Origin of the sequence: Phytomonospora endophytica, assembly GCF_014202425.1 — a bacterium.
In the GTDB taxonomy this organism is placed as follows: domain Bacteria; phylum Actinomycetota; class Actinomycetes; order Mycobacteriales; family Micromonosporaceae; genus Phytomonospora; species Phytomonospora endophytica.
This window is the reverse complement of the sequence record NZ_JACHGT010000014.1, coordinates 215,662-230,233: the sequence shown is the minus strand read 5'-3', so window position 1 is coordinate 230,233 and position 14,572 is coordinate 215,662. Positions and strand designations below refer to the sequence as shown.

At 65.3% G+C, this 14,572-nt stretch carries 12 protein-coding genes; 7 read left to right on the top strand and 5 right to left on the bottom strand.

Annotated elements, in window-relative coordinates:
- The first annotated feature begins 3 nt into the window (after window positions 1–3).
- From HNR73_RS28960 to HNR73_RS28950, 3 genes are all read left to right on the top strand, one after another.
- On the top strand, window positions 4–2,151 hold the full coding sequence (locus HNR73_RS28960; protein WP_184790827.1) for a tetratricopeptide repeat protein: 2,148 nt from the start codon (window positions 4–6) through the stop codon (window positions 2,149–2,151).
- A gap of 683 nt (window positions 2,152–2,834) precedes the next feature.
- A complete protein-coding gene (locus HNR73_RS39215) occupies window positions 2,835–3,380 on the top strand; it encodes a peptidoglycan-binding domain-containing protein (protein ID WP_203686615.1) in 546 nt (181 codons plus the stop codon).
- Window positions 3,381–3,533: 153 nt separating this feature from the next.
- Window positions 3,534–4,115, top strand: a complete 582-nt coding sequence (locus HNR73_RS28950; protein WP_184790826.1) for a hypothetical protein — start codon at window positions 3,534–3,536, stop codon at window positions 4,113–4,115.
- Window positions 4,116–4,427: 312 nt separating this feature from the next.
- On the opposite strand, the gene HNR73_RS28945 is transcribed toward HNR73_RS28950, so the two are convergent.
- Window positions 4,428–4,667, bottom strand: coding sequence for a hypothetical protein (locus tag HNR73_RS28945; protein WP_184790825.1), 240 nt, complete (start codon window positions 4,665–4,667; stop codon window positions 4,428–4,430).
- Between the two features lie 274 nt (window positions 4,668–4,941).
- Here HNR73_RS28945 and HNR73_RS41245 point away from each other — a divergent pair, with 274 nt between their 5' ends.
- A complete protein-coding gene (locus tag HNR73_RS41245; RefSeq protein ID WP_184790824.1) occupies window positions 4,942–5,463 on the top strand; it encodes a pentapeptide repeat-containing protein in 522 nt (173 codons plus the stop codon).
- 161 nt (window positions 5,464–5,624) lie between these two features.
- Here the strand turns inward: HNR73_RS41245 and HNR73_RS28935 are convergent, their stop codons facing one another.
- Complete coding sequence (locus HNR73_RS28935; RefSeq protein ID WP_184790823.1) at window positions 5,625–6,068, bottom strand: hypothetical protein; 444 nt, start codon at window positions 6,066–6,068, stop codon at window positions 5,625–5,627.
- A 340-nt stretch (window positions 6,069–6,408) separates the two neighbouring features.
- Between HNR73_RS28935 and HNR73_RS28930 the strand changes: the two genes are divergently transcribed.
- Window positions 6,409–6,570 carry a hypothetical protein gene (locus tag HNR73_RS28930; RefSeq protein WP_184790822.1) on the top strand — a complete coding sequence of 54 codons (162 nt, stop codon included), beginning with the start codon at window positions 6,409–6,411 and terminating at the stop codon, window positions 6,568–6,570.
- Window positions 6,571–6,580: 10 nt separating this feature from the next.
- Window positions 6,581–6,802: a hypothetical protein gene (locus HNR73_RS28925; protein WP_184790821.1), complete on the top strand. Its 222-nt coding sequence runs from the start codon at window positions 6,581–6,583 to the stop codon at window positions 6,800–6,802.
- A gap of 1,094 nt (window positions 6,803–7,896) precedes the next feature.
- Here the strand turns inward: HNR73_RS28925 and HNR73_RS28920 are convergent.
- The 3 genes from HNR73_RS28920 to HNR73_RS28910 all read right to left on the bottom strand — a co-directional run bounded on the left by HNR73_RS28920 (window position 7,897) and on the right by HNR73_RS28910 (window position 10,992).
- Window positions 7,897–9,165, bottom strand: coding sequence for a prenyltransferase/squalene oxidase repeat-containing protein (locus HNR73_RS28920; RefSeq protein ID WP_184790820.1), 1,269 nt, complete (start codon window positions 9,163–9,165; stop codon window positions 7,897–7,899).
- Window positions 9,166–9,290: 125 nt separating this feature from the next.
- Window positions 9,291–10,703, bottom strand: coding sequence for a hypothetical protein (locus HNR73_RS28915; RefSeq protein WP_184790819.1), 1,413 nt, complete (start codon window positions 10,701–10,703; stop codon window positions 9,291–9,293).
- A 16-nt stretch (window positions 10,704–10,719) separates the two neighbouring features.
- Complete coding sequence (locus HNR73_RS28910; RefSeq protein WP_184790818.1) at window positions 10,720–10,992, bottom strand: hypothetical protein; 273 nt, start codon at window positions 10,990–10,992, stop codon at window positions 10,720–10,722.
- A 936-nt stretch (window positions 10,993–11,928) separates the two neighbouring features.
- Between HNR73_RS28910 and HNR73_RS28905 the strand changes: the two genes are divergently transcribed.
- On the top strand, window positions 11,929–14,541 hold the full coding sequence (locus tag HNR73_RS28905; protein ID WP_260337496.1) for a tetratricopeptide repeat protein: 2,613 nt from the start codon (window positions 11,929–11,931) through the stop codon (window positions 14,539–14,541).
- The last annotated feature ends 31 nt before the right edge of the window (window positions 14,542–14,572 follow it).

Here is a 14,572-nt window from a genome sequence, read left to right as displayed (position 1 = left end):
GCCATGGCCGACCAGACACCCGACCTGCTTGGCGCCAAAGGTGTCCAGGTCGGGTCGGGAAACGTTCAGCACAACCACTACGCGAGCGCCCCGCTGACCTGGCCGCATCAGGTAGGTGTCGTGCCGCCACTGGCGGGTAGCCGCGTACCCCGGAAAGCCGACCAGGCTCTGGCCGAGGCGATCACCCCGGACGGGACGGCCATCGTGTGCCAGGTCCTGTCGGGCCTCGGAGGTGTCGGGAAGACCCAGCTGGCGGCGAATCTCGCTCACCGCGTCCGAGCTGACAGGGAAGTGGATCTGCTGGTGTGGTGCACGGCCAGTTCCCGCGAACAGATCATCTCGACGTATACCCGCGCCGCGGCCGACATTCTCGGCCACGAGGACCCCGACCGGTTCCTGGCCTGGCTGTCGGCATGCGACAAGCAGTGGCTGATTGTCCTCGACGACCTCACCGACCCGGATGATCTACGAGGGTTGTGGCCGCCAGCGATGGGAAACGGCCGCACCGTGGTCACCACCCGACGACGCGACGCGAAACTCCACGGCGACCGCCGCGAACTCATACCAGTCGGCTTGTACACCCCGACCGAAGCCCTCATCTACCTCACCGCCCGGCTCGGCACCGACAGGCTCACCGAAGGTGCCGAGCTCGCCGCCGAACTCGGACACCTACCGCTGGCACTTGGTCAAGCCGCGGCCTACATCCTCGACCGTGACCTGGACTGCGCCGCCTACCGCGAACGCTTCGCCGCACGCCACCACCGGCTCACCGAGCAGTTCCCCTATGACGCACGTCCCGACGACTACGCCGCCACCATCGCCACCACCTGGTCGCTGTCTATCGAGGCCGCTGACGCCCTCGAACCGCACGGCGCCGCCCGAGAGGTCTTGGAATGGGCAAGTCTGCTCGACCCGAACGGAATCCCCATCGACGTCCTCGCCATCGACACCGAGACACACGACGGGCTCCACAACCTGCGGCGCCTCAGCCTCATCGACACCGTCGACCAGACCGTCCTGGTACACGGGTTGGTGCAACGGAGCGTCCGCGACGAGTTCACCTCCATCCGTCAAGTCGCAAGGGCATTTCAGGTCGCTGACCAATTGGTCAGGATCTGGCCGACTCCGGAGCACGATCTAGCGCTCAGCCAGGTGCTCCGCGCCAACACCAACGCCCTGCACACCAACACCGGGAATGTGCTGAAGACTTCAGAGGTGCACGCGGTCCTGTTCTGCCTCGGGCATAGTCTCGGGCACGCCGGCCAGGTGACCGCCGCAGTCGACTACTTCACTGAACTCGTCAGCGAGTGTCAATCCATGTTCGCCCGGGATCACGAAAGCACTCTCCAGGCACGGAGCGGCCTCATCCGCTGGCGAGGCGAGGCGGGATACAAGGCCGAAGCGGCGCGGGCCTCCCAGGAACTCTTGACCGACTACCTGCGTGTCCTTGGACCCGATCACCCCGACGCCTTCACCCCTCGAAGCAACCATGCCAGCTGGCGCGGCAAAGCGGGTGACCCCAGCGGAGCAGTCCGAGCATTCGAGGAACTCCTCATCGACGAGGCCCGAGTCCTTGGACCCGATCACCCCCACGTCCTCACCACCCGCAGCAACATCGCTTTCTGGCAAGGGGAAGCAGGCGACCCCCATGGAGCTGTGCAAGCTCTCGTGGTGCTGCTGACCGACTACCTGCGTGTCCTTGGACCCGACCATCCCTACACCCTCACCACCCGCAGCAACCTTGCCCGCTGGCGCGCTCAAGCAGGTGACCCTGGCGCACTCCGAGCGTTCGAAGAGCTCGTTCCCGACTACCTGCGTGTCTTCGGGCCCGACCACCCCGCCACCCTGAACGTTCGCTGCAACCTCGGAAACAGCCACGGCGCTCTGGGCAACCCTGCCGCGGCAGTCCACGTCTTCGAAGAACTCTTGAGCGACTGCCTACGCGTCCTGCCACCCAACCACCCGGACACCATCATGGCCCGAACGAACCTCGCGAACTGGCGCCGCGAGCTCGGCGACCTGACAGGTGCGAAAGCCGCATACGAAGAGCTTCTTATCGACCAGTTGCAAATCCTCGGCGCCGACCATCCCGACATCCTCGCCCTACGAGACCAGCTAGTCCGCTGGCGAAACCGCAGGAAGGGAGCATGATCCCAGACCTGGTCGTGGCGTATGCGGGGGAAGACCGATCAGAGTTGAGTTGGTCACGCCCATAGATGGCAACCCCGGTGGTGTTCGATGAAGGCCTTGAGGCAGACCCGAAAGCCGTTCCGGCCGACGACAGCCAAACACCCCGCGTAGCGCTGGCAGGAAAGAGCAGCGCTGACGTGTCGGGCGTGCGGCACCCGGTTGAGGCCGGGGCGACGGACGCTCGCCGCGTCCCCGGGTACCCCGGACATCCTCCCCGGATCGAGTGAGCGGCCATGGCGCCCACTGTGGACGCGGCGTAGCGTCGAAAGCCCCTCACCGCCTGGAACCTGCGGTGGGGAGGGCAGGTGGTGCGCGCGTGCGGCCGCACCGTCTCCCGGACGTGTGCCCCGGGCCGAGGACCGTCCCGTTCCCGTACGGGAGGGTCCTCCTCTTCTGTCAGGAAACGGCTTCGCCGCCTTCGCTCACTGCCACACCTTGTCCCAGTTTTGCGACTGCGAGGCATTGGCGGCCCGAGTGGACGTGGAGCCGCTGGCGGGGATGGCAGCGGGGCTGGCGGTGGCAAAGCGGGTGTTTCGGCGACGGCCGAAAAACGTTGGCGGCACCGGCCGCCCGGCCGACGCTGGAACCACTGCACGGGCTCATCACCGTGACGGTGGAGCCACTCACACAAGGGGGAGAGAAAGTTGAAAGATCTCAAACGCCTGCTGGTCATCGGGCTGGCGCTGGCGGCGGCGACGGTCGGCGTCGTCGCGGCCGGCACGCCCGCGAACGCCGCACTTCCGTACTGCAACAACGTCAGCGGAGTCAACGACACCTCCAGCGGCGGAGCGCGGTACCAGACCTACGTCAACGGCGGGAACTACACCACCGCCTGCAACATGGCCTACTACAACCAGAACGGAACCGATGGAGAGCGGGAGGCCATCCGCCAGATCCAATGGGACCTCAAGCTCTGCTACGGCCAGTCCCTGAGGGTCGACGGTGAATACGGGCCCATCACCCGCGAAGCCGTGAGGAACGTCCAGCGATACCTCAACACACCGCAGGGTGGAAGCCACGGCCTGCTCGTCGACGGCTGGTCCGGACCGCGGACGCGCAAGGCGATGAGACACCTCATGGTCGAATGGCCCGCCAATGGGATTGGCTGCCCGGGAATCGACCTCTCCGAAGGTGAACCGCACATCCGCTTCGAAGAAGGCCAGGCGTCGGTGGGGTCCCCCGAGGCGTAACCCGCGCGCTTCCCGCACGGCCCAGGGACCATGAGACGGCAGGGTCCGGCCGCGATCGCGGCCGGACCCTGCCGTCTCATGGTCCGGGTGATCTCCTGATACCGCCGTCATGAAGGATGCCGTCGCGGCCTTCGTGCCCCTACCGTGTCCCTTATGGACGAGCCCGCCCGGGCCGAGGTTGCCCGCACGCCCTGGCCATCGCTGTACGACTACGCGATGGCCAACCGCTGCCCCGACTGCGAGGCCGAACCTGGTATCCGGTGCACGGTGGAGCGGGCGCCCCAGTTGGCAGATGCAGCGTGGAGTACGGTGACCCACCCCGCCCGCCAAGACGCCGGCTCCCGCCATCACCTCCGTGATGTTGCCGCCGCTCCGGCAGAAGAGGACCGTGTGCCCGGCCGGCGCTACGACTCACTGCCCCGCGTTACGTCCCCCAGCGGCGGCTCCACTGGTGCCGGTGGCGCAGGTGTTGTCCGCACTGGCCAAGACATCTTCAGCCCCGAGATGGCCGCGGTTGCCGTAGCCGGCATCACCGCGACCGGCGCGATCGTTACCGCCCTGGTCGCCAAGAAGGGCGCCGAGAACGCTGCCCGCATCCAGGCCGACGCCACCGTCCAAGCCGCCGAGGTCAGTGCCCAGGGCGCGATCGGGGCCGCCCAGGTGCAGGCGGCGCAGGACACCGCGCCCGGCAGAGCTTCGCCCGCCGCCGACGCACCGGATTCCGATGGGGGCTGATCTTGTCGGGTGGTCCGGGTAATCTCCCGTGACCAGGGCTAGTGATCATGGCCGTCCATCATGGATGCTGCCAGGATGGACCGAGGGGGAAACAGGCCGGCTCCGAAGCAGGGCCGGTCGTGGTGGCTGATGGTCGGTGTCCTGCTGGTGGTGCCGATCGGGGTGACCGTCGGCGCATATTGGCTGCTGACCAGCCAGACGACGAGTTTCGAAGTCCTGCGAACGGCAGCCACGGTCGGGATCGGCGTCGGTGGCCTCATCACCCGGGGGACGCTGCTGCATCGGCAGCGCCTGGCTCAGCAGTCCCACGAACTAGCCGCCCAGGTTGCCGCAGACAACCTCAAAGACGCCCGAGACCGGCTCGCCCAGGCCGAACGCGTCGCGGCCGACAACCTCACGCATGCCCGCGACACCGCAGCGGCCACTCAGAAGGACGCGATCGAGAAGCGTGCCCAGGAGCTGTTCGTCAAGGCCGTCGACCAACCCGGCAGTGACAGGGCCGCCGTGCGGGTCGGTGCCCTCCACGCCCTCGATGCCCTCGGCCAGGAACACGAAGGCCGACGGCGGGTGGTCATGGACATCTGGTGCGCCTATTTGAGGATGCCCCCACCTGGTATCAAACCCGACGCCGAGCAGCCCGCAATAGGCCAGACCCGGCGCAGAGGCAGGGCACCCCTCAAACCCCGAGCGAAGGCGAAAGCGTGGCCAGCGGACGAGCTAAACGTCCGCGCCACCGCCCAGTGTCTGATCGCCCACCACCTGCGGCCACCCGCCAAGCAGCGCGAGAAGAAAGAATCCCGGTCCCACCGGAGCCTTCTGGGGCGCCATGGACATCGATCCCACCGGTGCCCACCTCCACCACCTCAGCCTCACCGATTGCCGCCTCGGCACTGTCAATTTCTATAACGTCACGTTCACCGGGAACACCGAGTTCGACAGGGCGACCTTCACCGGGAACGCCAATTTCAGCGCGGCGACGTTCACCGAGGACGCCAAGTTCGACGGGGCGACGTTCACCAGGAGTGCCTTGTTCATCGGCGACGTCCACCGGGGACACCTCGTTCGGCGGGGCGACGTTCACCGGGCACACCAGTTTCGGCGGGCCGGGGTCTCCCCGAGACGCGGAGATCGACTTAGGAGGTGCTCGGGTGCTGGCCTCCGATCACAGCCATACGTGGCCGGTGGGGTGGCGGGTCGGTGCCGCCGACGGCGGGGAAGGCTTGCCCCTCGAACGCGTCCCGGAATCGGAACTGCCAGCTGCCCGACCACAGTGGACTTTCAAGGCCCGGCGGCCGAGCGCGAACTGTTCCATACTTTCCCTGCCTTGCAGCAGCCCCGCGAGGCATGAGCGAGCGCGTGCCACGTCACCACCCCAGACGCCTGCGGCGGCCTGCATGGAGCCGACAGGTTCATGTCGCAGCGGCCCGACAGGTTCATGGAGCGGACGCCGATCCGGCGGCCGCAACGATTCTCGACGGCGGCTACCGTCAGCACGTGGCGGGCCCCAGGTCAACTGAACAGAAACCATGCTGCGGCCAGTAGCCCCGGCAGGCCTGCGGCGGCCATCACAACGACCGCACAGCCGCCTGCCCTGGCCGCCTTGGCCTTCTGCTCGCGGTAATACTTCCTTTCGATCTCGGCGTAATAAGCCGGCCAGCAGTCTCCGCAGACCCTCTCAGCGCCAAGCGGGATTTCCTTGCGGCACATTAGGCAGAGCATCGTGGTTCCTTCACCATCGAGAAACGTCTTCCACGACACGGTGTTCGACAAGATCGTGCCGCTCAAGTGAGAACCCGACACCGACGCCTCTGAGAAGAGGGCCGGACCGTCGGGCTTGGGGCCGGTCCGGGAGGCGACGGTGGCGATGAGGACGTGGGCGGTGTCCCGGGTGGACGCCTTCAACACGAACTTGTCGGGCCACTGCGACATGAACGGCGTCGCCGGGTAAAGCATCCAACACCGTCGAGACTCGTGTCGATAGTCTGCTGGTGCAGGGTGATGAGGTGCGCGGGCCGTTGCCGCCGGCGGCCGGTGGCGGTGGGCGGGGCGGGGACCGGTCGTGACCGGGTGGGCATGGCGGGTGGAGAACTCCGTCAACGACAGCATCGTGATCGGTGCGCTCATCCAGGGGCAGTCGGTTCACGTGACGCTTCCGGCGGAGGTCATCCCGGCGAGGGGGCCTGCCGCAGCCGGCGGAGGTGTTCACAGGCCGCGAACCCAACGTCGAGGCGCTGCTGGCTGGGCTGGACCCTGCCGGTTCGGGTGGACGGGCGCTGGTCTCGACGGTGGCAGGATGGCCGGGGTCGGCAAGACCCAGCTCGTCCTTCAGGTCGCACGACGGGCGCTGGATGCTGGCTGGTTCACCGGGGGCGTGCTGTTCGCCGACATGGCCGCTTCCGAGCAGGACCGGGCGCGCTTGTACCGAACGATCCTCGGTGCCCACCGGGCCCCTTGATCACAGTCTGATGGACCTGCAGGAGGTTTCCTTGGAGTTCGGTCCGACCTTGGTCCTGTCGGATGAGGTTCAGGAGGTCATCGTCGCTTCGCATGCGCGGACCATAGCGGCGAGTACGGACTCAATCGCCCTGGAGATCATGAGCAACCTGTCCAGAGCAGCGGGCATGTTCGTGGTTGCAGGGGCTGCCGTCTTGGCGCCCGCAGGTGCCAAGTTCGCCCCTCGTCGGTGATGTCCTACGCCGGGCCGAGGCATGCGACGTCCGCGTCGGGCACGTTAGTCGCGCTCCTGCCTTGTCTCGATGGGCGTCGCGGAGTGGGAAGCGGCCGGGGACGGTCCAGCCAGTCGGCGGAGGGGCGCGTCGCAGCACCTCCAGGAGCTCCTCGACGGTCTGGTGGAGGCGTGCCTAAAGCGGTGCGGGGACGGCGCAGGTACCTGCGGATCGGGTCGCTCTGCTCCGGATAGCTTCAGACTCGCGGTTGTGTTGACATGAGCTCACCGGCCCACCCCCACCGGAGTGATCGGCCCGGGGCTGGTGAACACGAAGACGTCGCGGTGCGCCCGGCGATGGACCCGGGCACGAGCTCTGGCATCACCTGCAGTGGCCTCAGCGAGCGCGTCGTCGAGGACGCTCGTGGAGACGACGACGAGGTGCTGGACATAGCCGAGCCCTGCTTCGGTCGCGGCGGTCGTGAGGTCGGTATGAAGCCACGGATCAGCCGTTGCTGAGACCACGGCAACATGTCCGCCGGGCACGAGCGCGCTACGGCAGGCTGCCCACCACCCGGGGATGTCGGTGACGGCGTTGGGGCAACGACCAGGTTGGCTTCGCCAATGAAGGCTGCGACCGCGTCCGGGACCGACTCAAGATCGACCAGGCGAACCTGGCCACCCTCAGCCGGTTCGAGGTCGGCCACAATAGCCTCGGGCACCAGTGCCACAAGGGCACGGTCGGTGTCTGCGGCGGCTGTCGGAAGCGCACCGGTGGCATCGAGGACGAGGCCACCGGGCTCGGTGTACATCGAGACGAGCCCGTCGAGACAGGCGTTGTCGTCTGCGGTCGGCAGGACCGACAAGGGGACGTCGAGGTTCCCGCCAATGCAGCCCCGTCGTTGAGGCTGTGGTGTTCGAATCATGCAAGACGCGAGGAGCCAGGGGTCGCATCACCGGAGCCGGACTAACACCAGGTCTACAGCAGAATCAACTAGATTCACTGGTCACAGCTAGTCACAAGCGGTCACAGTCGTGGCGGCGTCGCGGTTCGCCTAGGTGCGCGACAGGTTCACGTTGAAGGTTTGCTCTCGGCAGGATGGGCCCACATAGACCTCACTGTGACTCTCGCCGAGTGAGCTGTCGCAGGATCCATGAGGCTGATCCGGTTACTACGGCGATGAGTCCGCCGGCGACGAGGTTGTCGCGTACGGACTTCCAGTCGACTCCGAGGAGCCGTGCGAGGTCTTGGACGTATGGGGCCAGGACCACGAGTGCGACTCCGCTGGAGACGATGGTTGTGGCCTTGTTCGCTGACCATTGCCCGGCCCGGTAGAGGCCGTTGTAGAGCCTGTCGATTTCGGCGGTTGCCGCGCCTTGGCCGAGGCTTGCCATCCATTGGTCGAGCGCCACGATGTACTGGGATGCCAGCCAGACGTGTCGGACGCTTGATTCGGTGTTGAGGGTCCAGGATCCCTGGTTGGTCGGGTTGCCGTGGCCTCGAGGGGTTTGGGACTTGACGATGTAGTCGGCGGCGCGCATGCATGCGACTTTGGTTCGCCGCTGCGGGAGCCCAGCCAGGGCGGAGAGGCACCAGGAGACTCCGGAGTTGTAGCAGCGGATGGTCCCCTCCCAGCTGCGGGTGTGCCATTCGTCTACGGCGGTGGGCCAGCTGCCGTCGCGGGCCTGCTTGTTGAGGAGGTAACTCACCGCTTCGTCGAGCTGGGGTCCATCGGCGTTGGCGGCACGCAGCGCGCAGATGACTTGGCCGGTCGATGACGGGTTGGGTATTGCGTTGGCCGAGACTCCCCAGCCGTGGCTGCTTGGGTCTTGGGTGCTGTAGAGGTACTCGATCATTTTCTTGCGCAGGTCTTCGCGGTGGCCCCACATGGCGAAGGTCCACAGGGTCATCGCGGTGGGCATGGTGCGGGGGTTGATGAGGTCGGCGGGTGTAGTGGCGACCCATCCGCCGTCGGCGTCCTGGACGCACTGTTCGAGGAGTTGCAAGGCACGGACGACTTCTTGGCGGTCTTTCTGGATGCGGCACTCACGCATCATGATCAGTGGCCAGGCGGTCGTCTCGGCGCCCGTGAACTGGAACTCGGTGCTGGGGAAGCCTCCGCTGTCTTCCTGCCTGGACAGGATCCAGTCGATGACGTTCGCTGGGTCGACGCTCGTCATGTGCGCCGGCGGCTTTCCGACCTTGTTGAGGGCGACGTAGGCTCGGATGCCGTCGACGGCCCCACCCCAGACCGATGGATACGTGGCACTGGAACTGTTCGCCCAGCTCGGCGGGTCGGGAATGTGGTGACGCTCCATCCATTCGCCAGCTGCGTCCATGGCGTCGGTGAGGCCTTGCCAGGCCCGTCTGGATCTCTTCTTCATGTCGTTCCTCTGGGTGCAGTGAGGGATCTTGTGCAGATGCGCGTCCGCAAGCGATTGCACACTGACCTGCGCGCTCTGGTTGGCGGCGTCGGGCGTGTGGTTCGGTGTACCGGCGGCGAGGGTTATCAGTCGAACAGGCCGCTGGCTTTGTCCCAGACGTCACTGGCGGTGTCTGTGATGCCTTCCTTCGCATCGCTTGCTGTGCTGATGAGCCCTTCGCTGACGCTGGTGAAGGCTTCTGGAGCGCTGCTGAGGTTGTCGGCGACCTGGTCGAAGTCGACCGTGATGTCGGCGGACACTTTGCCGCCGACCCCGAGTCCGGCGCCGGCATCGAAGTCGACCTTGAACTTCCCGTCTTCGATACCGGCGTTGGCGCCGACGTCGACGCCTGCTCCCGCCCATCCTTCGACGGTCGTGTTCGTGCCGATCCCACCAATGTCAGATCCATAGGATCCGGAGATCTTGCCGCCGACGAAGGCTTCAGCCGATGCGTTGAGTCCGTCTTTCCCGAAGTACGCGCTCGCTTTAGTTTCGCCGCCGACGAAGGCGTCGGCGTTGCCGTGGGCCTCGACAAGGCCGTAGGTGATGGAGCCTTCGGCGCTGGCGCTGGCCCCTGATCGGAGTACCGCCTCGGCGGTGATGCCGTTCTCATCGAGTCCCGCCTGGGCCGTCGCGGTGGTGCCGATGCCAGCGTCGGCCCTGCCTTTGAGGGTGGTGTCGCCGAGCTTGGTTTCGCCTTCGGCGGTGGTGAACAGCCCGTACCTGTCGCCGGCCTTCCAGACTGCCGCCGAGACACCGAGTTTGGAGTTCGAGGACGTGAACGGACCAGGCGTGTGGCCCCAGAAGTGTCCGCGGGCACGCTGCACCTCGGCGCCGGTGAGTTTGCCGGTGGCTACGAAGGGGCCGGGTGTGGGGGATGGACCGAACATCGCCGCGATGACCGAGGCGCCCGCAGGCGCTTGAGCCGGTGTTGCGTGAGGTTCGATCGTGCCGAGGGTGTCGAGGTATGTGGCGAAGTCAGTTTTGGCTTGTGTCCAGATCATCTGAGCTTGGGCAACGGTTCGTGCTGCCGAGTTGTACGCCTCGACGGCGATCGAGTGAGCCCTCAGTGCTGAGTCCTCTTGTGCAGCGAGGACAGGGTTGTCCTGTGCGATACCAAAGATTGTGAGGGGTGAGGTGGGCGCTGGCTTTGGGTCGTAGATGATGCCCGCAGCGACTGTCAGTCCGCCTTTCACGGCGGTGCGCTGGGCGCTCTCGAGAACGGCTTGCGCGTTGGTGAGACCGGTCGCGAGGCCTTCAAGCGCTGTGGCAGCGGCGGTGGCCATGTCGCTGAGTTCGCTTGAAACACGGATAATGGCGCTGATGGTGGTCCGGAAGCGCTCGGCAGCAGTGCCCTGCCAGCCGGTCTCGGATTCGGCGTATGCGAGCCGAGTCTGACTTACTGAGTCGTCGACGGCTGTGGCAAGGTCGCTGCGGCACCAGGTGACGATGGCGGTGATCGTTGCTGCCGAGCCGGGCAGGTTGGTGTTTAGGGGCACCTGAACTCCTCTCCTTTCAGTGGTCGAACAGGTCGGCGGCTGCGGCTTCGCCGCGGGCGTATTGATCAGTGGTGTGCGTTGCCTTTTCCGCGGCCTCGACCACGGTCGTGCAGTAGGTCGCAGCGACGTCGATGATGTGCTGATAGAGAGCGTTCACCGCCTCGGTCGCGTCCGCTGCATCGGCGTTCGGTGGGAACGTGGAACCGAGATCGAGCAGGACGTCGGCTGCGGAGCCGAGCCGCGAAGCGATTGCTTCCAGCGCAGAGGGATCGACAGCAAATCCGGACATGTCACGTCCTCTCTTGGATGATGTGGTGGCTCTCGGGTTGGAGAGCCACCGGTTGGCCGAGCGGTCGATGCCGCCTCAGATGGGGTGGGCATCGCCGGCTTGGCGGACATACGCACAGCTCTCGAAGGCTGAAACGCTTCGCCAAACGGGGCCCGTCGTAGCGCGCATCGCCTACCGCCAACGGCCTGCGTGTGGGGATCGTCGTCAGCAGTGGCTGACGCCTGGGAAGGGATCCTGTGAGGTCCACACGTGGCTTGCCGCGATGTATCCCCACCTGCCCGAGTCATCGCCGAAGGTGTAGTACCAGACGTTGTTCCCGCCGCCATGCTGACTGCCGGTGACCCAGCACCTGAAGTAACTCGGGTTGCTCCGAAGCGTGTCGATGGGGGAAGAGAAGAACTTCGGGGTGCTCCACAACGTGCTCGGAGTGTCGTTCCCGCAGTACAGGGCCCCGCCGCTGGAGTAACACGAGGCGTTGGTTCCGCCTCCGGAGCTGCGGGGGAAGGCGCCGCTGGCATGCGCCGAACTCGCGAAGCCGATGATGAGGATCGTGACGATGGTGGTTGCGATGGCCAATGAACGTCTGGTCCGCTGTACGTGGATCAACTTGGGTATCCTCTCGCCCGCCCGACTGGTCGGGCCCGATCGCCACGATCGTGTGTGCCGCGGCGAGGTCTACGTTGGAACGAGGGGGGCAACTCGTGCGTGGATCCGAAAGGATCCGAAAGTTGAGATCCAAGACGGGTGATCACCACGCAAGGGATGTGACTCTGTCGTGCGAGCGACAGGTTTGAGGATCGCCACGGCTTAGGGTGTTCTTCTCCCGCGACAGAGCAGGTTCACCCCGTGGAGCCGCTTGTGGCCGCTGCCAACACTCCGAAATTGCCGTTTGAATTACCTGATCCCAGCGCTCTCCGCACTCCGGACCACGTCGCCATGCACCTTGAACGAGTGCGCCTGTCGCCGCCCAAGGTCTCCTATCCGGAACTCACTCGACGCGTAAACACTCTCCGGGGTCTGCACGCTCGCGTCGGGCAGACCACGATCTGGGAGCACTGCCATAGGGGCCGCAAGCGACTCGACGGCGAGCTCGTTCTTGACATAGCCCGTGCGCTTGAAGCGAGCGAGGTCCACGTCGGAATCCTTGAGCAGGCAGTACTGGCTCTCGAGTACCGGACCGCACAGTCGGGAGTGGTGTCCGTCCAGCCCGCCATCCCGCCCCCGCCTCCGACGTTCAGCGGACGGTCTCGGGAGATCCACGAACTGTGCGGCTGGATCGCCTCCCAACTGACATCGGGGAGGCCTACGGTGGTCACCATCGACGGGCCTCCCGGAGTCGGGAAGACCGCGCTCGCAGCGAGGATCGCACACCAGGTCGGCAACCTCGGCGAGCCGATGGAGAAGCAGTTCTTCGGCCACCTACGAGGCTTCGATCCGAACCTTCCACCGGCTGACCCCGAAGCGGTGATCAATGAGGTTCTCAAGCTACTCGGCGTCGACGACGACAAGATCCACAGTCGGCGCGCCCTCACGGAGAAGTCCGCACTTCTCAGCGAAAGCCTGAAAGACAAGACGGTCCTTATCGTCCTGGACAACGCAGCCAGCCCCGACCAGGTCGCCCCGCTACTTCCCGAGCATCCCGGATGTGTACTGCTAGTCACGAGCCGCCACCGACTGAACCTGAGCCACAGAAGCATCAAGGCATCGACGCTGCATCCGCTCGATCTGGCGGACTCGCTTCACCTGCTGCGCCACTATGACTCCGGCAACCGCATCGACTCCGACCTCGAATCCGCCGAAGTCCTTGCCGCCGAAATGTGCGCGCGGCTGCCACTCGAACTGAACTCGCTGGGCAGGCAGCTTCGGCAGAAGCAGACATGGAATTTGGCCGATCACGTCTCCCGCTTGAGGAAGCTGCCAAGCGAGGAGACCGGGATCGCATCCGCCGGGTCGTACTACAGCCTGTCCGAGGAACACCGCCGGCTGTTCCGACTGATGTCGCTGCATCCGGGCGCCGACTTCACGCAGTACGACGCCATGGCCCTCTCCGACTGCAGCAAGACCGAAGCCGAGGGCGCGCTTGAGGCCCTGTGGACCGTGAACCTGCTCGACATCCGCACCCCAGGGCGGTACCAATACCACGATCTTCACAAGGCCTACGCCAGAAAACTTCTAGCTGACCAAGACCGCGAGAGCATCCAAAAGGCTGGGCTTGCGGCGCTACGCGACTACTACCGCAGCATGGCCGCCGCCGCCATGGACATCTATGCCCCCTACACGAAGCACCGCAGGCCGAGCGTCAACGAACCCACAGAACCGCACCCCACCGTCGCCAGTGTCGACCACGCCCGAGGCTGGCTCGACTCAGAACGGACCACCCTGCTGGCAATCACCCTCGAGGCGGCCGCAAGTGGAGAGGGGCGATTCGTCAATGACATGTCCGCGACCCTCGTCCGCTACCTCGACTACGCGAGTCGGTGGGGAGACGCCGAGCTGCTGCATTCTACTGCTCTCAAAGTCGCCGACGATCGATCGCGATGTCTTGCCCTTGACGCTCTTGGAGGTGTCTACTGGCGACAGCAACGGTACGACAAAGCCCTTGAGCACTACGAGGAAGCATGCCGCGCGGCACGCGAGTCGGGAAATCAGGCGGTCGAAGCTGGGGCTCGGGGAAATCTAGGGAACATCTCGGAAATACTCGGGCGATTTCGTGCTGCAGCTGCACACTACGAGGCCGCATTGGAGCTTGCTTCGGCTGCTGGGACGGTGGCCACCGAAGGACATCTTCTCGGGGCGCTCGGCGGCCTCTACTTTCGCCTAGGCGAATACCGGAGGTCCCTCGGCTATGGCGAGCGCGCGTTGCTCAAGCTTGGCGATGGATCGAATAGTCCGATTGAGGCGATGGTGCTTGCCAACACCGGAGCGGTTCTCGATCGGCTCGGGAGGTCCCGCGAAGCCGTGCAGCCATATGAGCGTGCTCTGGAGATCTCCCAGACGCAGGGCAGCCGCCCTGTGGAGGCGGCCGTCCGTACCAACTTCGGGGTGGCCCTTCTTGGCATCGGCGAATTCTCCGAGGCCTTCGAGCAATTCACCGAAGCGAAACGGATCTCGAACGAAGACGGCAATGTCCTCCTCGAGGCCATTTGCAGTGAAAACCTAGCCAACTTCTATCGCGAGCAAGGTGACCAAGAACGGGCCCTGGACGAGCATCATCTTGTACTCGAGAAGATAGGTCCAGAGACTGACAAGCCGATGCACATACAGGTCCTCAACGACTTGGGTACAACCCTCCTCCAGCTCGGGAGGCACGCACAAGCACTCGATAATTACAGGCAAGCGCTGGCTTTCGCCATTGAACTCGAAGATCGTTATGAGCAGGCTCGCGCGCTTGAAGGCATCGGCGACGTTAGTGCTGCACTTGATGAATCCAGTAATGCGCGCACATACTGGGACGACGCTCAGCGGCTATATCAAGAACTCGAAGTACCAGAGACGGATCGAACTGCGGCAAAAAACCATGGAATCGGCCACGAGCCGACCGAGCGGTAGTACTCGCTCGAGGAGCTCCGCCAGTTCGTCC